The sequence below is a fragment of the Marinobacter alexandrii genome (genome assembly GCF_005871205.1).
Taxonomy (GTDB): Bacteria; Pseudomonadota; Gammaproteobacteria; order Pseudomonadales; family Oleiphilaceae; genus Marinobacter; species Marinobacter alexandrii.
Map to the genome: position 1 here is coordinate 244,699 of NZ_SWKM01000011.1, position 18,077 is coordinate 262,775.

16 protein-coding genes are annotated in these 18,077 nt (G+C 58.2%); 11 read left to right on the top strand and 5 right to left on the bottom strand.

Annotated elements, in window-relative coordinates:
- Positions 1-9: 9 nt before the first annotated feature.
- The 3 genes from FCS96_RS01305 to mnmH form a co-directional block, all read right to left on the bottom strand.
- A complete protein-coding gene (locus tag FCS96_RS01305) occupies positions 10-564 on the bottom strand; it encodes an aminoacyl-tRNA deacylase (RefSeq protein ID WP_138438440.1) in 555 nt (184 codons plus the stop codon).
- A 167-nt stretch (positions 565-731) separates the two neighbouring features.
- Positions 732-1,565, bottom strand: coding sequence for a mechanosensitive ion channel family protein (locus FCS96_RS01310; RefSeq protein WP_138438441.1), 834 nt, complete (start codon positions 1,563-1,565; stop codon positions 732-734).
- Positions 1,566-1,785: 220 nt separating this feature from the next.
- Positions 1,786-2,889, bottom strand: coding sequence for a tRNA 2-selenouridine(34) synthase MnmH (gene mnmH / locus FCS96_RS01315; protein WP_138438442.1), 1,104 nt, complete (start codon positions 2,887-2,889; stop codon positions 1,786-1,788).
- Positions 2,890-3,062: 173 nt separating this feature from the next.
- Between mnmH and FCS96_RS01320 the strand changes: the two genes are divergently transcribed.
- The gene (locus FCS96_RS01320; protein WP_138438443.1) at positions 3,063-3,716 is read left to right on the top strand and encodes a class I SAM-dependent methyltransferase; all 654 of its coding nucleotides are present in this window, start codon (positions 3,063-3,065) and stop codon (positions 3,714-3,716) included.
- 452 nt (positions 3,717-4,168) lie between these two features.
- Here the strand turns inward: FCS96_RS01320 and FCS96_RS01325 are convergent, their stop codons facing one another.
- Positions 4,169-4,573 (bottom strand): VanZ family protein, encoded by a 405-nt coding sequence (locus FCS96_RS01325; RefSeq protein ID WP_138438444.1) that lies wholly within the window; start codon positions 4,571-4,573, stop codon positions 4,169-4,171.
- Positions 4,574-4,670: 97 nt separating this feature from the next.
- On the opposite strand from FCS96_RS01325, the gene cysZ reads away from it, so the two are divergent.
- From cysZ to FCS96_RS01355, 6 genes are all read left to right on the top strand, one after another.
- Entirely contained in the window at positions 4,671-5,420 is a 750-nt protein-coding gene (cysZ, locus tag FCS96_RS01330) for a sulfate transporter CysZ (protein WP_041340058.1), read from the top strand.
- Positions 5,421-5,438: 18 nt separating this feature from the next.
- Positions 5,439-8,300, top strand: a complete 2,862-nt coding sequence (gene rapA / locus FCS96_RS01335) for an RNA polymerase-associated protein RapA (RefSeq protein ID WP_138438445.1) — start codon at positions 5,439-5,441, stop codon at positions 8,298-8,300.
- A 125-nt stretch (positions 8,301-8,425) separates the two neighbouring features.
- Positions 8,426-10,876 (top strand): acyl-CoA dehydrogenase, encoded by a 2,451-nt coding sequence (locus FCS96_RS01340; protein WP_138438446.1) that lies wholly within the window; start codon positions 8,426-8,428, stop codon positions 10,874-10,876.
- A gap of 195 nt (positions 10,877-11,071) precedes the next feature.
- On the top strand, positions 11,072-11,452 hold the full coding sequence (crcB, locus tag FCS96_RS01345; RefSeq protein ID WP_138438447.1) for a fluoride efflux transporter CrcB: 381 nt from the start codon (positions 11,072-11,074) through the stop codon (positions 11,450-11,452).
- 258 nt (positions 11,453-11,710) lie between these two features.
- Entirely contained in the window at positions 11,711-11,917 is a 207-nt protein-coding gene (locus tag FCS96_RS01350) for a cold-shock protein (RefSeq protein WP_041340064.1), read from the top strand.
- A gap of 165 nt (positions 11,918-12,082) precedes the next feature.
- Positions 12,083-12,778 carry a lysophospholipid acyltransferase family protein gene (locus FCS96_RS01355; protein WP_138438448.1) on the top strand — a complete coding sequence of 232 codons (696 nt, stop codon included), beginning with the start codon at positions 12,083-12,085 and terminating at the stop codon, positions 12,776-12,778.
- Here the strand turns inward: FCS96_RS01355 and FCS96_RS01360 are convergent.
- The gene (locus FCS96_RS01360) at positions 12,775-13,587 is read right to left on the bottom strand and encodes a dienelactone hydrolase family protein (RefSeq protein WP_138438449.1); all 813 of its coding nucleotides are present in this window, start codon (positions 13,585-13,587) and stop codon (positions 12,775-12,777) included. The genes FCS96_RS01355 and FCS96_RS01360 overlap by 4 nt on opposite strands.
- Positions 13,588-13,727: 140 nt before the next feature.
- On the opposite strand from FCS96_RS01360, the gene ald reads away from it, so the two are divergent.
- The 4 genes from ald to ilvD all read left to right on the top strand — a co-directional run bounded on the left by ald (position 13,728) and on the right by ilvD (position 18,057).
- Positions 13,728-14,846 (top strand): alanine dehydrogenase, encoded by a 1,119-nt coding sequence (gene ald, locus FCS96_RS01365; RefSeq protein ID WP_138438450.1) that lies wholly within the window; start codon positions 13,728-13,730, stop codon positions 14,844-14,846.
- 23 nt (positions 14,847-14,869) lie between these two features.
- Positions 14,870-15,442, top strand: a complete 573-nt coding sequence (locus FCS96_RS01370; protein WP_138438451.1) for a glutathione S-transferase N-terminal domain-containing protein — start codon at positions 14,870-14,872, stop codon at positions 15,440-15,442.
- A 194-nt stretch (positions 15,443-15,636) separates the two neighbouring features.
- Positions 15,637-16,248, top strand: coding sequence for a Yip1 family protein (locus FCS96_RS01375; RefSeq protein WP_138438452.1), 612 nt, complete (start codon positions 15,637-15,639; stop codon positions 16,246-16,248).
- A gap of 132 nt (positions 16,249-16,380) precedes the next feature.
- Complete coding sequence (ilvD, locus tag FCS96_RS01380; RefSeq protein ID WP_138438453.1) at positions 16,381-18,057, top strand: dihydroxy-acid dehydratase; 1,677 nt, start codon at positions 16,381-16,383, stop codon at positions 18,055-18,057.
- The last annotated feature ends 20 nt before the right edge of the window (positions 18,058-18,077 follow it).

Sequence of the window (18,077 nt, forward strand, 5' to 3'; positions counted from 1 at the left end):
CCCGAGGTCTTAATAACCTGCCACAGTGGGCTCACTGGGTCGCAGATCCTCGGGTTGGCGCCGGCCTTTCACCAGCCAGGCGGGTTTTTGTGCTCCGGGTTTGATAAAACCCTGGTTCAACACCATGGGCTGCACAAGCGTGAGAAAGTCGGCGGTCTTCATATGCACCGATTCGGTGTGACTGCCGGCGGCAAAGGCCAGTTCCTGCTGTTCGGTCATCGCCTCACTGCAGTACACCGACATGCCGAACAGATTGCCAAAGGGTGGCATGGCCCCGACTTCACAATTCGGGAAGCGATCCTTGAACTCTTGTTCGTCAGCCAGATCAAGGAAGTCGGTATCTAGAATTCGGGATAGGCGGTCCCAGCGAATGCGCCAGGTCGCCGGCATGACCAGCATGGCCATTTTGCCGTCCAGCTCGATAATGACCGTTTTCACAACACGGTCGCCGGCAATTTTTACGTGGTGCGCCAGTTCCTGGGCGGTAAACGCAGGGGGGTGGGAGAGGCACATGTACTCCACGGCGGCCTCATCGAGAAAGTCCTTCAACTGCTGTGCGGGCATAGTGACAGCCTCCTACCAGCAATGACAGCGTTTCGGGGCCGTTTTACCTTTGTGACGGGCCCGGACGGCCTGGTGGAGCCCGTAAACTCCACCATTAACCGTCATCTTAGTCGAGGATACGCGGTTTGCGAGTTACCGGATGTATCAAAGAGCAACGGTTTTGCTAATCACTCCGTCTTATACACGTGAACATCTCGCTGTGGGAACGGAATGGTGATCCCTTCGGCGTCAAATGCCTTCTTTACTTTTTCCTGCATGTCCCAGTAGTACGGCCACAGGTCATCGGTAGGTACCCATACTCGGAACATGAGGTCGACGGAGTTGTCACCGAGCGCACCCACACAGATACGTGGAGCGGGGTCCGTGAGACTGCGATCGTCTTCTTCCATCAGGCGTTTGAGGATAGATTTGGCCTTGTCGATATCGTCGTTGTAACCGATGCCGAAGGTCATGTCGCAGCGGCGATTTTCATAGATGCTTACATTAACCAGAGTGGCATTGGACAGGCTGCCATTGGGGATCACGATGCGCCGATTATCGAAAGTGTTGACGATGGTGTACAGGATGCTGATCTCGTCGACGGCACCGAGGTAACCTTGAGCCTCAATGGTATCGCCCACCTTGAACGGCTTGAAAATCAGGATCAGGACACCGCCTGCGAAGTTGGAGAGGCTGCCTTGCAGGGCGAAACCGATCGCCAAGCCGGCGGCACCAATGATGGCGACGAAGGATGTGGTGGCAATGCCCACCATGGAGGCCACGGAAATGAGCAGAAGAATCTTGAGGACGGCGCTGATCAGGCCACACAGGAACTTGTTCAGGGTCGGGTCTTTCTTACCGAGCTTGACGTCGAGCACGCCGACAAAGCGGTTGATCAGCCACAGGCCAATGAACAGCGTGACGATGGCGAGAACGACTTTGGGTGCGTAAGTCATGGTCAGGGAGATGGCCTGTTCGATCAGCTCTGAAGCACTGCCTTCAGATCCGAAGAGGTCTTCCATAGGGGGACTCCTTGTTCGTTAGTTTTGAGATTGGCCCAAGGGTAAGTGAAATATGCCCATGAAAAAAATGAGTTTTCGGCATTGTTTATAGCAGACAAATGTTTCACGGGCATGCCCATCAGATCTAGATAGCCCCTTCAAGGATCCTTGAGAGAACCCTTGAGAGAACCTTGAAGGGATCATGACATGATCTTGATGGGACCTTGGGATCGCGTCGTGTTTACGCAGTTGAGCCGGTATTGGCCCACTCGATGATGGTTTTCGGGCCCCCTTGGACAAGAATTCGACCCTGCTTCCGGTTTAGCTGGTAGTCGTACATGGGGTCGTAATAGTCCTGCAGCAGTGCCTGGATCCAGGCATCGTGGCCGCTGAGGTCGTGCTCGCGTTGCTGGAGGCTCAGGGCGTCTTCCATCACCTTCCTCAGCTGTTGGTGGCGTTCGCCGCCGAGACGCTTGCGAATGCGGTCGAGGGCACTTAGCAGATACTCCTGGAAGTTCAGCCAGCCGTCTTCCTCGCCATCGCGGGCGAGATAGTCGGCACACATGCCCTCGACATAGTCTTCACGGATAATGGCAGTGCGCTCTTCGAGCGATCGTTCGAGCACCAGTAGAGGCGCGGCTGACATCCGCTCGCGCAGGGTTTCTGGCAACGCGCAGCGTCCCACCAGCCGGCTTTCGTCTTCCAGTTGCACAGGGCCCGTCTGGAAGTGATGGGCCTTCAGCAAGGCAATCGCAAGGCGGTTTTCGAAATCGATCTGCGACGGCTGCGGTGTGACCTGACGACCAAAACTCGAGCCACGGTGATTGGCCAGGCCCTCGAGGTCCACCGGATTGGGCAGCTGCTGCAGTACCCGCGTTTTGCCGGTGCCGGTCCGGCCACTCAGGACCTGGAACTGACCGGATTCAATGCGCTGCTCGAGGCTGTCGATCAAAAAGCGCCGCAGTGCCTTGTAGCCGCCCTGAACCAGCGGGTAGTCAATGCCAGATTCTTTGATCCACTGCTGGGTGAGGCGAGAGCGCAAACCGCCGCGAAAGCAGAACAGGTAGCCTTGCGGATGCTGTTTGACGAATTGTTTCCAGGCCTCAATCCGCTCGGCCTTGGTGTCGCCGCTGACCAGCTGGTGCCCCAGTTCGATGGCCTTGTCCTGACCCCGCTCCTTGTAGCAAATGCCGACCTGGTGGCGTTCGTCGTCATTCATCAGCGGGGCGTTTTCGGCCTTGGGAAAACTGCCTCTGGCGAACTCTACCGGTGCCCGGACGTCCATGAGCGGGACATCGTTCAGGAACAGTGACAGGTAGTCGTCGGTGTCGGGTCTGGTTGCCATTTCAGGGTGTAACCGGTTGCGAAAAATGAGGCGCCAGTATAGCCGAACTGGTGTTTTTCTGCTCGCGGAGCGCTGTGTCGCCCCCGAGAGCTGCGTACAATCTGGGTATAATGGCCGGTCCTAGTAGTCATGAATAGTAGTCATCAATAGTAGCCATTCAGTGCGGAGAGCGGATGTCGCCCGAGCGTCTTGATCAGCATTTGCGAAAAACCCTGAGTCGGGGCCGGGTGGCCGTGTCCCGGCCTGCTGGGTGTTCACGGATTCCCCTGCATCTTTTTGATCCGTCGGTACTTGAGGGCCCGCTCAGCCACGATGAAGCCCAGGCCGTGGTGGCAGAGCCGGCGTACTGGTCGTTTTGCTGGGCCAGTGGTCAGGTTTTGGCAAGCTGGATCCTGGATAATCCGGGCTGGGTGGCGGATAAACGAGTGCTGGATTTCGGCGCGGGTTCCGGTATCGTCGCGATCGCCGCCGCCCTTGCCGGTGCCCGGGAGGTGATCGCCTGTGATCTCGACCCGGCGTCCCTGGATGCGGTGGCGGTGAATGCCGCGTTGAACGAAGTGTCGGTGACGTTGTGTGACGATTGGCAGGCCCGGCCCGATGGCATCGACGTAATGACCGCGGCAGACGTGCTGTACGATCCTGACAATCGACCTTTGCTGCAAGTTTTCCGTAGTGCTGTGCCAACGGTTCTGCTGGCGGATTCAAGGGTCAGGGATCTGGGGGACGATGTCTATGAACAACAGACGATCGTGGCGGCACGGACCTGGCCGGATCTGAATGAGTTCGAAGAGTTCAACCGGGTGCGGATTTACGTGGCGCAGAAATAATCTTGGCGGGGGTAAAAAATAAAGGGCAGCCCTCAGGCCACCCTTTTCAATACTCTGTCTTTCTATGCTTTGTCGAAACAAGTCGGCGCGTCCGTGCGCAAAGGGCAACAACCTTGTTGCGAGTCCCTGAGCCACTCCCTGGTGCTGGCCTCCTAGCCGGCGCTCCGAATAATATCCTTTAAGCGAGGCGTCCATTCGTCCTTGCCTCTCCCTGCAATCCTTGCGGGGGTGCATCCGATGCGTCGTCCTTATCCTTCACATCCTTGATGTAAACACTATAGCAATTCCTACTTTACAGGCTTGTGAACCTGGTCCGTTTCCAGTTGATAAGAATTGGGTATTCCGATAATAAATACCTAGGTATTCAGTTGGTTAGTCGCCTATTGGCAGGCGTGCGTCCAAGCTGCGCACGTGACATCGCTGTGTCGTCTTACGTACATGTAGGAAATGTCTCACAAAGATTTGGGCGAATCTCTCAAGTCTGCGTTTTCGGCCCATCGTAGCCCCGGCCAAGGTAGAAGGCCGAGAGCGATACCGACGCCGTCGGCGGCCAGATCAGCCAGGGAAAACTCCCGGTAGGGCAGGCCAGCCTGAATACCCTCAATCGCCAGACCAAACAGCAATAGTGCCGGGGCAAACCACAGGGCCTTGGCCTCGGGCCAGGACAAGCGCGTAAGCACAGTCAGTTCCAGGAAAGCGACCAGATGGTTGACCTTGTCGCTGGTCGAGGCCGGCACGGGGTAGGGGTTCGCCGTGGTCGCCAGGAACAGGATGGCAGCCAAGGAAATGAGCAGGGCGATTCGCCAGAGTGGTCGACAGCGAAAGAGGGTCAGAACGTGGTGTTTCAAATGTGCCATGGGGGAATTTCCGTAGGCGGCCTCGGGCTGTGGGAATGATGGCAACATGATATGCTTTGCGCCCCGTCACTGTCATTGAAGCGGAGGGCCTACCGGAATGCTCAAGGGTAATTTTTTTCGAGGACTGGGCTATCTGGGAGAAGGCTTCCGGCTGATTCGACAGCCCGGCCTGCGCCTGTTTGTCATCATTCCCCTGGTAATTAACGTCCTGTTGTTCGGGCTGCTGTTCTATTTCCTGGCCGAAATGTTTGCCGGACTGATTGCCGCCGCCATGGGCTGGCTGCCTGACTGGGCCTGGTTGCAGGCGCTGGACTGGTTGTTCTGGCTACTCTATGGCGCGGTCATTCTTCTGATGCTGGCCTACGGCTTTGTGATCGTGGCCAACCTGATCGGGGCGCCTTTCTACGGCTATCTGGCCGAACTCACCGAAAAACACCTCACCGGTCAGGAAGTGACCACCGAAGACAGCTGGGCGGCCATCGTCAAGGACATCCCGCGGGTGCTGCTGCGCGAGGTGCAGAAAATCCTGTACTACCTGCCCCGGGCCCTTGGTTTGTTGATCATTGGCCTGATTCCGGTGGTAAACCTGGTTGCAGCCGTGCTGTGGTTCCTGTTCAACAGCTGGATGATGGCGTTGCAGTACGTCGACTACCCGGCTGACAACCACAAGGTCAGCTTCAAGGCGTTGCGGGGCCTACTGGGTGACACCCGGTTGTCGGCGTTCGGTTTTGGTCTACCGGTTGCCCTGGCGGCCATGGTGCCGGTTCTCAATCTTGTGGTCGTGCCCGCGGCGGTATGCGGTGCCACGGCCTACTGGGTGCGCGAAAACGGCGCTACCCGACACTAATTTCTGTTTGGAGGTTTCTTGGATACGTCGGAATTTGTCATCGGTCAGCGTTGGGTCAGCCACAGTGATACCGCTCTGGGCTTGGGGATCGTCACCGATATCTCCGGTCGTCGGGTCACCCTGGGCTTCCCAGCCGCCGACGAGGAGCGCACCTACGCCATCGACAACGCGCCCCTGTCCCGGATCATTTACCAAATGGGCGAGGAGATCGAGACCTTCGACGGCGAGCACTATGTCGTGCAGGCCGTTGAAGATATCGGTGGTGTGTTGATGTACCACGCCGATGACGGCGAGAACATCCAGCAGATTTCAGAAGTAAAGCTGAGCAGTTCCGTGAACTTTTCGGCGCCTCACCAGCGTCTGTTTGCCGGCCAGTTTGATCGCAACGGCGCGTTTCGCCTGCGCATGGCAACGGTTCAGCACCAGGAGCGGCTTCGTGCCTCGCCGGCCCAGGGCTTGATCGGCGCCCGGACTCAGCACCTGCCGCACCAGATCTACATCGCCCACGAAGTGGCCAAGCGACACGCACCCCGGGTCTTGCTGGCGGATGAAGTTGGCCTGGGTAAAACCATTGAGGCCGGCCTGATCCTGCATTACCAGCTGCATACCAATCGCGCCAAGCGGGCTCTGGTGGTGGTGCCGGATTCGCTGCTGCACCAGTGGTTGGTGGAAATGCTGCGCCGGTTCAACCTGCGCTTCTCGCTGATTGACCAGGAGCGCTACGACGCACTGAAGGATGATCAGGACGATGTAGATGCCCTGATGAGTCACATCTTCGGTGAAGAAGAGGCAGTGAATCCGTTCGAGACTGAACAGCTGGTGCTGTGCAGCCTGGATTTCCTGACCAACAGCGAGCAGGCGCAGAAAGACGCGGTAGCGGCTGGTTGGGATCTGATGATTGTCGACGAGGCCCATCACCTGGCTTGGAGTCCTGAGGAAACCAGCACCGAGTACCAGGTGGTTGAGGAATTGTCCGCCGCCAGTCGCGGCCTGTTGTTGCTGACCGCGACCCCGGAGCAGGTCGGTGTGACCAGTCACTTTGCCCGGTTGCGGCTGCTGGATCCGGCGCGTTTCCACGATCTGGAGACGTTCAAGCAGGAAGAACAGCAGTACGAGGCCATCAATGCCGTGGTCCGGCGCTTGCAGGACGAAGGCTCAGAGATAACTGCCGATGATCGTGCCGCGCTTCAGGACTGGCTCGGTGATGAGCTGGATCAGCTGTTGGCCGGTGATCAGCCGCATCAGGCCATCATTGATGCGCTGCTGGACCGTCATGGCACCGGCCGGGTGCTGTTCCGCAATACCCGGGCCGCGATCCAGGGCTTCCCGGAGCGTCACCCCTTGCCGGCACCGCTGCCGTGCCCGGAGATGTACCAGGGCAAGGCCTGGGGGCAGGATGGATTGGCGCCGGAACAGGCCGTGGAGGAAGACCAATGGCTGGCTGACGACCCCCGCGTGGCCTGGCTTGAGAAGACACTGGCTGGTCTGCGTCCGGCCAAGGTGGTAGTGATCTGTGCCCGGGCTGAGACCGCTATGGCGCTCGAGCATTACCTGCAGCTGCGCGCGGGCATCCGCAGTGCCGCCTTCCACGAACACCTGAACCTGATTGAGCGGGACCGGGCGGCAGCCTATTTCGCAGACACCGAGCAGGGCGCCCAAGCGCTAATCTGCTCTGAAATCGGCAGTGAAGGCCGTAATTTCCAGTTCGCGCACCACTTGGTGCTGTTCGACGTGCCGGCCAACCCGGATTTGCTGGAGCAGCGCATCGGTCGTCTGGACCGTATTGGCCAGACCGACACCGTTGATATTCACATTCCCTACCTGCAGGGCACAGCCCAGGAAGTGCAGTACCGCTGGTTCCACGACGGCCTGAATGCCTTTGCCGAGAGTTGCGCCGTTGGCGTAGCCGTGCAGGAGCAGGTGCAGAGCCAGTGGCAGCAAGCCCTGGACGGTGACACCGCGGAGCTGGATGGCCTGGTGGCGGCAACGGCGGAAGAGGCCGCGCGCTTGCGTACGTTGCTGCAGAACGGCCGCGATGCCCTGATCGAGCTGAATTCCTGCCGTCGGGACGTCGCCGATCAGCTCATTGACGATATCGATGCGGAGGAGAACTCCGCCCAGGTCCGTGATTACATGATGGAAGCGTTCGACATATTAGGCGTGGATGTCGAGGACCACAGTGATCATTCCGATGTACTACGCCCGGGCGAGCAGTATCACGCCGGGCATGTGGCGGAGTTGCCGGAAGAGGGCATCACCGTGACCTGGGATCGGCAGCAGGCCCTCGAGCGCGAGGATTTGGCGTTCATGAGCTGGGAACACCCCATGGTCACCGGCGTCATGGATTCGGTAACCAGTTCGGGCCTGGGCAAGGCGGCCCTGGCCAATCTCTCGGTCAAGGCGCTGCCGGCCGGGACGCTGCTGATGGAAGCGCTGTACACGGTGCACTGCCCGGCACCGGAATCGCTGCAGTTGTCACGCTACCTGCCAGTCTCGCCCCTGCGCCTGCTGGTGGACGTGAATGGTAAGGAGCTGTCCAAGGCATTGCCCCACGAGCAGTTGAACAAGCTCAGCTCAAACATCCGGCGCCGGACCGCCCAGGCCATCGTGCCGCAGATTCGAGCCCAGGTTGAAACCATGGTCGATCATGCCGAACGTCTGTCGGACCCCCATCTCGAGCCAATGAAAAAACAGGCTCTGGAGCGAGTGGAAGCCTGTTTCGAGCCCGAAATTCGTCGATTGGAGGCGTTGAAGGCTGTAAATCCCGCGATCCGCGATGAGGAAATTGATTATTACCGCACCCAGCTCGACGCCGCCCGGGATGCTATAGGCAGCGCCAGTCTGGCACTTGAGGGTATTCGAGTGATTGTCACCTCCTGATTCGGGGTGAGGCAGGGATAACATACTGATTTGCGACCGCTGTTAAGCGCTCATCTGATGAGGTAGTGTGGGCGTACCTACTTTCGTCTTAGTATGTTACGAACCATGGATGACTGAGAGAACCTATGATGACCTTCATTCTGTTTGTTGTGGCGTTGGCTGGCCTGCTGGTCGTGATGCGTCGTGAATCTGGTGCCACGCCGGCTATTGGCGTGATGGTTGTGACGGGACTGCTGTCCTGGATTTTCGCCTCCGGTTGGCTGGCCCTGATCTTGTTTGTCGGTGCGGGTATCACTGCCGCGGCAGGCCTGCCGGGCTTCCGGCAGAGCTGGCTGACACCGAAAATCTTCGCCACCTTCAAGAAAGTGGCTCCGAAAGTGTCAGAAACTGAGAAGGTCGCCCTGGAAGCGGGCACCGTCGGCTGGGACGGTGAGCTGTTCACCGGTCAGCCCGACTGGCACAACCTGCTGATCAACCGTCACACCGGATTGAGTGAAGATGAACAGGCGTTTGTCGACAACCAGTGCGCCCAAGCTATCTCCATGTGCAACGCCTGGGACCTGGCGGTTGAGCGCGCCGATCTGCCGAAAGAACTGTGGGATTTCCTGAAGAAGGAAAAGTTCTTCGGCATGATCATTCCAAAGGAATACGGCGGCCTTGAGTTCTCCGCGAAAGCCCAGACCGCAGTGCTGCAGAAACTGGCTGCCAACGAAATGTTGATGGTGTCGGTCGGGGTACCGAACTCCCTCGGCCCGGGCGAGCTGTTGGTCAAATACGGCACCGATGAACAGAAGAGCCATTACCTGCCCCGACTGGCCGATGGCCGTGAGATCCCGTGCTTTGGCCTGACCGGCCCGCGCGCCGGATCGGATGCCACGTCACTGCCGGATACCGGCATCGTCTGTAAGGGCGAGGTTGATGGCAAGGAAGTGGTGGGCATCAAGCTCAACTTTGAAAAACGCTGGATCACCCTGGCACCCATTGCCACAGTGGTGGGTCTGGCGTTCCGCATGTTCGATCCGGATGGTCTTCTGGGCGAGCAGAAGGATTATGGCATCACCTGCGCTCTGATTCCCCGCGATACCGACGGTATGGAAATTGGCCGCAGGCACTGCCCGATAGGTACGCCGTTCCTGAACGGTCCTATCAAGGGCAAGGATGTATTCATTCCCCTGGACTACATCATTGGTGGTCAGGAAATGGCGGGTCAGGGCTGGCGCATGCTGGTTGAGTGCCTGTCGGTTGGGCGCTGCATCACCCTGCCTTCTGGCGCCGCAGGCGCAGCCGCCTACTCGGTGGGTACCGCCGGGGGCTTTACCCGTGTCCGTCGCCAGTTCAACACTCCGGTGGCCGACATGGAGGGGGTTCAGGAGCCGTTGGCCCGTATCGCGGGCAAGACCTACATTGCACAGGCCGCTGTTAACCACACCGCGAACATGATCGATCGGGGTGAGAAACCGGCGGTGCCGTCGGCGATCCTGAAATACCATCTGACCGAATTCCAGCGGAGCGTGTTGACGGATGCCATGGACGTGCACGGTGGCAAGACCGTAACCCTCGGCCCCCGTAATTACCTGGGTATCGGATTCAGCGGTGCGGCGGTGTCCATTACTGTTGAAGGCGCCAACATTATGACCCGCAGCCTGATGATCTTTGGTCAGGGTGCCATTCGCTGCCATCCGTATGTTCTGAAAGAGTTGGCGGCCAAAGACGCCGATGATATTCAGGCGTTCGACGAGGCCTTCTTCGGTCACGCCGGCCTGATTTTTGGCAACGCCGCCCGAGCCTTCACTCAGGCGCTTGGTCTGGGCAAAGCTGATGTGCCGTTTGACAGTGCCAGTCGCCGGTACGCCCAGGCAGTCGCCCGCTTCAGTGCGGCATTTGGTCTGTGCGCCGATGCCGCCATGACCACGCTGGGCAGCGAGTTGAAGATGCGCGAGCTGATCTCTGCCCGCCTCGGCGACATGCTGTCAAACCTCTACCTGGCTTCCATGGTGCTGAAGAACTGGCACGAAGGGCAGCCGGTGGAAGGTGAGAAAGAGGTGATGGAATATAGTTTGGGCTTGTTGCTGTACCGTACAGAAAACGCGCTTGATGAGTTCCTGCAGAACCTGCCGAGCCGCCCGGTTGCTCTCGCTCTGCGCGCTATCACCATGCCGCTGGGTCGCCGCTGGGATGCACCGCACGACGACCTGTCCCGGAAATTGGCGCGGGCTATCTCCACCGATACGCCAATCCGCAATAAGCTGATTGCCGGTGTCTGGACCGAGAGTGGTGAAGGGGCGGTGGAAAATCCGATGGCGCAGTACAACAGTCTGCTGAAGGATTATGACAAGGCTGAGCAGTTGTACCGAAAAGCTACCAAGGCGTACGCAAAGGGCGAGCTGCCAATGACAGCCCTGCATCCGGAAGAGCGTTTTGAAGCTGCGCTGGAAGCCGGTGTGTATACCCAGGAAGAGGCCGACTTTATGCGGAAGTACGAAGCTGTGGTGCTGGAAATGCTGACCGTGGACGATTTCCCGTTTGATGAGTTTGCCCGCAACAAGGAAACGGTCATTGACCATAACCCGGCCTGACCGGGCCAGCTGACCCGGACTAGCCGGAACAGTTGAAATTAAAAGGGGCGCATACAGGCGCCCCTTTTTTCATGGCGGGCCTCAAGTCGGTAAGGCAAACAAGGCCTTAACTTGCCTGGTGATTGTCGGCATACTCAGGACAGGCCGCCCGTCCGGGGCGCGGCCGACTTCAGCGAATGAGGAGATTTCGAGCGGATGTGGCTTTCAGTTCTGGCAGTGAGTGCCGGCGCCGTTATCGGTGCGAACTTGAGGTGGGGCCTGGGGCTCTGGCTTAACAGCACCTATCATGCGGTGCCATACGGCACTTTGGTGGCCAATCTTGGTGGCGGCTGGCTCATCGGCTTGCTGATCGGCTATTTCAGTCACGGCAGTACCCTGGCACCGGAATGGCGGTTGTTTGCAATTACCGGACTGTGCGGCGCGTTGACCACCTTCTCGACCTTCTCGCTGGAAATGTTCGCGGCCCTGCAGCAGGGCCGGTGGGCGATGGCCGTGACCGGCATTCTGGCCCATGTGGTGGGGTCGTTGCTGATGACCGCGTTGGGAATTTACTGCTTTGGTTTGGTGCGCGGTTGACCGGAGATTGGTGCTCTGTGGGTGGGTACCACTACCTACTTAAATTATTGAAAATCCACTTGGCAAGCCAGAAAATCAAGAGTACAGTTATTCACGTAGGAAAGATTCAGTAAAGCATTTCATGAATAAGACGTACCTCCGCAGTTAGTAGTGACCGTCCTGTTTTTGATTCCGCGAGTTCTGTATTTCCGTAAACGCCAGCCTACGCCACAAGGTGTACGGCGGCAGATTAAATGATTGATTTCAGGAAGTTTAAGTATGTCTACTACTACCGGTACTGTTAAGTTCTTCAACGAAGCTAAAGGCTTTGGCTTTATCACTCGTGAAGGCGGCCCGGACGTATTCGTTCACTACAGCGCAATTCAGGGCAGCGGTTTCAAGACCCTGGCAGAAGGCCAGCAGGTTGAGTTTACCGTTACCCAGGGCCAGAAAGGTCCTCAGGCGGAGAATGTTACTGCTCTGTAATCCTTTACGGATCAGGCACTAACAGAAAAAAGGCAGCTTAGGCTGCCTTTTTTTGTGGCTGTTTGCCGGCGAGGTTCGGTGCGCTTTGTGATTTTGCTCCCGCTGTGTAATCTTAGTGTCCCTGTTGCTCGTTAAAATGGACGTCGAGGAATACAGGATCTTTTCATGCTTAAGACCCTCAAGACCATCTGGATTTTCTTCTGGGCCATTCTGCTCACACTTCTCTTATTTCTGCCCATCGTTGTCGCAGCCCTGGCCGGCAAGCGCGGAAACGCAGCCTTTCACGGGACCCAGGTTTTCGCTTGGGGTATGCTCAAGGTTTGCGGTATCCGGTTGCGGGTGCGGGGCCGAGAAAATATTCAGCCCCATCAGCGCTACGTCATCCTGAGTAACCACGCCTCTTACTTTGATCCTCCGTCCCTGGTCCTGGCGCTGGGTTTGCAGTATCGCTGGGTGATAAAAAAGGAACTGCGCAAGGTGCCTCTGTTTGGTCTGGCGCTGGAAACCTCCCGTAACCTGTTCATTGATCGCTCCAAGGGTAGTGATGCGCTGGAGAGCATCAAGCAGGGTGTTGCCCAGTTGCCTGATGGCACCGGCATTCTGATGTTCCCGGAAGGAACCCGGTCCTGGGACGGTCAGATACTCCCGTTCAAGAAAGGCGGATTTGTCATCGCCCAGGATGGTCAGCTGCCCATTTTGCCGGTGACCGTGCGCGGTTCCCACGATCGTCTGCCCAAGGGCAGCGCTGACTTCAGTCCGGGTGTGATCGAGATTGTCATTCATCCGCCAGTAGAAACGGCCGACGTACCCCTGGACCAACTGATGAGCCAGGTGCGCAAAACTATCGCCAGTGCGCTCTAATCGGATGGCAGATTAAAAATCTCCTGATAGAAAGCCATGGTGCCCTGCCAGGAACGGGTAGCCGCCGATTCGTTGTAAGCCAAAGGCATGTCAAATTGGTCGGCAACGGCGTCTGCGCCCGGATTGGTAAAGGAGTGCTGGACGCCGGGGAAGCTGACCAAAGTCAGATCCGCCTCAGCCTGCTGCATTTCGGTCACCAGGCCGGCCACCTGCTCGGTGGGCACGAAAGGATCGGCGCCGCCGGTGTAAACCTGGATCCTTGCCTTGATTTGGCCGGGCTCGGCTTTGATCGGGCTAGCCAAAGACCCGTGGAAACTGACCACACCGTCGAGGTCCAGCCCCATCCGGGCCATGTTCAGCACTACTGCACCGCCAAAGCAGTAGCCCTGTGCCGCGATTCGGGTGCTGTCGACACTCTCATGGTTTTTCAACAGTTCCATGGCGGCGACAAACCGCGCTTTGACCTGTTCCGGTTGGCCGGTGGCCTCCTGCATGAACTGCTTGGCGGTGTCGGGGTGCTGCGCCAGCTTGCCAGAACCGTACATGTCCAGGGCGAAGGCCGTGTAGCCGGCCGCGGCAATCTGCTCTGCCTGTTCGCGCACAAACTGGTTATGGCCCCACCATTCATGCACCAGCAGAACCCCGGGGCGTTTTTGGCCGTACTCGGTATCCCAGGCAAGGTAACCGGTAAAGGTTTGGTCGCCCACCTTGTAGTCGATCGTTTCCGTGTGCATCTCCGCCCCCGCCTGTGTGTGGATAAGTATAAAGGTTAAGGCAGTCAGAACTGCCGTGCTAAGAGGATGGCGCATGGTCAGTAGCCTCCTTGGCTCAGTGGTGTTGGCTGGGTCTCCGTCGACATCTTGGACTTAAGTGCGACTGTTTCGGTAATACCCTTCTACTACACTTTAGCAACGTACAATCGAGTGTGAACAAACTCTGGGGGTTAACAGTGAAAATCGGCGTACCGAAGGAAATCAAAAACCACGAGTACCGAGTGGGTATGACGCCAGCCGCGGCGCATGAACTGTGCCATCACGAACACGGAGTTTATGTGGAAACCAATGCTGGTGCGGCCATCGGCTTCACCGACGAGGACTACCGGCAAGCTGGGGCGAGCATTCTGGGTACTGCCCGGGAGGTCTTCGATGCGGCCGAGCTGATCGTGAAGGTCAAGGAACCGCAGGCGGTGGAGCGGGCCATGCTGCGGCCGGATCACACCCTGTTCACTTATCTGCACTTGGCGCCGGACCAGGCGCAGACCGACGATCTGGTGAGGTCTGGTGCCACCTGCATCGCCTATGAGACGGTGACGGATCGTACTGGCCGTTTGCCCTTGCTGGCGCCTATGTCAGAAGTAGCCGGCCGTATGTCGATCCAGGCAGGTGCTCACTGTCTGGAAAAAGCCATGGGTGGCCGCGGTGTTTTGCTGGGCGGCGTGCCCGGAGTAAGCCCTGCCAAGGTTGCCATTATTGGTGGTGGCGTAGTTGGTCAGAACGCACTGGCCATGGCCGTGGGTATGGGTGCTCAGGTCACCGTGCTGGACCGGAATATGGATGTTCTGCGCATGCTCGACAACATCTACGGTAATCGCATCAGCACGCTCTTTTCCACCGCCCAGACGCTGGATCAGGCGGTTACCGAGTCGGATCTGGTGATTGGTGGCGTGCTCATTCCCGGCGCCTCGGCACCCAAGCTGGTGACCCGCGACATGATCCAGCGAATGCCCGAGGGCAGTGTTATCGTTGATGTCGCCATTGACCAGGGCGGGTGTACCGAAACGTCGAAGGCAACCACCCATGATGCCCCCACGTACGTGGTCGATGGTGTGGTACATTATTGCGTGGCCAATATGCCCGGTGCCGTGGCACGCACCTCAACACTGGCGCTCAATAACGTCACCCTCCCATTCGTGGCAGCGCTGGCGAACAAGGGTGCGGTGCAGGCCATGAAAGATGATCCGCATTTGCTGGCCGGGCTCAATGTGTCCGGTGGCAAGGTTACCTACAGGGAGGTGGCGGAAGCGACCGGGCATCCATACACAGACCCGAAATCCCTGCTGGGATCCTGAGCCCTGAAACCCTCGGAGAGAACATGAAACTGATTGGATCTACCACCTCGCCATACGTCCGACGCATTCGCATCCTGCTGGATGAGGAACGCTACGACTTCGTTAATCTCAATATCTATGGTGAAGGCCGAGATGAGCTGCGAAAGAATAACCCGGCGCTGAAAATCCCGGTTCTGGAGGATGATGGCCAGGAAATTTTCGATTCCCGGGTCATCGCACGTTACGTCAGCGCCAAGCAGGGTCGTGACCCGCTAACCTGGGATCAGCAAAATCAGCTAACCCTGATCGACGGTGCTAACGATTCAGCAGTCACACTGCTGCTGTCGGAAAAATCCGGTATCGATACCAATCAGGACCTGATGTTCTTCAATCTTCAGAGAGAGCGGATCATGACAACCCTGCGCACTCTGGCGGCCATGGTTGACGACGGGCAGTTTGAAACCTGGAACTACCCGGCCATTTGTCTCTATTGCCTGGTGGATTGGCTGGAATTTCGCGATCTGGTGGACTGGTCGGGTGTCGAAAGCCTGCTGGCTTTCCGTGACAGCCGCCAGCACAAACCTTGGGTTGCCGAGACCGATCCGCGCCTGAGCTGACCACATCAGGCCACCACCTGCAGGCTGTCGGGGTGGCCTGATTACGACTGCCCCCGCCGCGACAAAAATTCCCCATTTCCGCTTCCCCAATCGCTGATCTTGACTATAGTAAGGGAGAAGGGCGGCTTGCGATCCATGCGGGTCGACATGTCGTACCTGACTATACTAAAAACAGCGATCCAAGGGGGTCATCCATGCTCCTGTCTCATGCATTTGGTTTATTCACACACCCTGATGATGAGTGGGCTTCCATTCGAAAGGAACACCACACCCCGCGGCGTCTTTATGTCGCGTATGTCTTTATTCTTGCTGCAATCGCGCCCATCTGTGCGTATATCTCGACGGCCCATTTTGGCTGGACTGTCGGCAATGACCGGTTGATCAAACTCACGGAAATCAGCGCCCTTCAACTGAGCATACTGACCTATGTGGCCATGTTGGTGGGTGTCTTTGCGCTTGGTTACGCCGTTAACTGGATGGCGAAAACCTATGGCGCCCGGGAAGAGCATGTGCCGTCATACGGCATTGCGCTGGCCTCCTACTCGTGCACGCCGCTGTTTCTGGCAGGCTTTGCACTGCTGTACCCGGTGCCCTGGTTCAACGCCATCGTTTTCCTGATTGCCGCCTGTTATGGCGCCTGGCTGATGTACGACGGCCTGCCCATCGTGATGGGGATCGAAAAGGATCGGGCGGTCTTCTACGGCGGGGCCCTACTGACCGTGGCACTGGTGATCCTGGTCTCTACCCGGGTTGGTTCCGTGATTCTCTGGAATTTCGGTGTGGGCCCGGTATTTGTCAGTGGTTAGTGCTCGGAGCTGAAGCAACGTAACCATCGTTCAAGACTCGGGAGGGTCGGCTTGGGCCGTAATAGCCATTGCCGGCCGGCGCCGATTCTGCCAGCCTGAAGCACATAAAACAGTGCAACAGGAGAGGCAACGATGACCGAGGATAAACGTCGGCGCTATTCGTCCCCAGTAGTGGACGGTATCGGTAAATCTGCCAGCCGGGCCATGCTGCGTGCGGTTGGTTTTAATGATGACGACTTCAAGAAACCCCAGGTGGGCATCGCGTCTACCTGGAGTAATCTCACCCCCTGCAACATGCACATCGATGGTCTGGCCCGGCAATCCGCCGCGGGTGCCGATTCGGCTGGCGGCAAATCCCTGATCTTCAACACCATCACGGTCTCCGATGGTATTGCCAATGGCACCGAAGGCATGAAGTATTCCCTGGTGTCCCGGGAGGTCATTGCCGATTCGATTGAAACCGTCGCCGGCTGTGAGGGCTTCGACGGTCTCGTGGCCATCGGTGGCTGTGACAAGAACATGCCCGGCTGCATGATGGGGCTGGCGCGACTGAACCGCCCCTCGGTCTTTGTCTACGGCGGCACTATCATGCCGGGCGAGAATCACACCGATATTATCTCGGTTTTTGAAGCTGTGGGTGCTCATGCCCGTGGCGATCTGGACCTGATTGAGGTGAAGCAGATCGAAGAAACCGCCATCCCCGGCCCGGGCTCCTGTGGCGGTATGTACACCGCCAACACCATGGCTTCGGCCATTGAAGCCATGGGTATGAGCCTACCTGGGAGTTCCGCCCAGAACGCGGTGTCTGAAATCAAGGAAGCCGACTGTCGGGCCGCCGGGGCCGCAGTGCTGAATCTATTGGAGCGGGACATCAAACCCTCCGACATCATGACACGGGAGGCCTTCGAGAACGCCATTGCAGTGGTGATCGCCCTTGGCGGCTCCACCAACGCGGTGCTGCACCTGCTGGCAATGGCCAGTACCGTCGGTGTCAGGCTGGATCTGGAAGACTTCGTTGAGATTGGCAAGCGGGTTCCAGTGCTGGCAGACCTGCGGCCCAGCGGGCATTACATGATGTCCGAACTGGTAGCGATTGGCGGCATCCAGCCGTTAATGAAAATGTTGCTGGAGCGGGGCCTGCTCCACGGCGACTGCCTGACCGTGACCGGTCAGACGCTGGCGGAGAACCTGGCGGACGTCGAGCCCTACCCGAAAGGTCAGGATATCATCCATGCTTTCGACAACCCGATCAAAGCCGACAGTCACCTCCGCATTCTCTATGGCAATCTCGCCCCCACCGGTTCGGTGGCCAAGATCACCGGCAAGGAAGGCACCAGCTTTACCGGCCGGGCGCGGGTGTTCCACTCCGAGGAGGAGGCTCAGGCCCGAATTCTCGACGGCACCGTGGTGGCCGGCGATGTCTTGGTGATTCGCTACGAAGGCCCTAAGGGTGGCCCAGGCATGCGCGAGATGCTGAGCCCGACCTCCGCCATCATGGGCAAGGGCCTCGGCAACGACGTAGCGTTGATTACCGATGGCCGGTTCTCCGGTGGCAGTCACGGTTTCGTGGTCGGCCATATCACCCCGGAAGCGGCTGAAGGCGGCCCGATTGCGTTGGTTGAGGATGGCGACACCATCACCATCGATGCTGTCAGCAATCGGATCGAGCTGGATGTGTCCGAACAGACACTGGAGCAACGACGCCAGAATTGGCAAGCACCGGCGCCTCGGTTTGAGCGTGGGGTGTTGGCCAAATACGCGCGAACGGTCAGTTCAGCGTCGAAGGGTGCGGTTACCGATCTGCCATGATTGTGCTGGCTTTTGGCTGG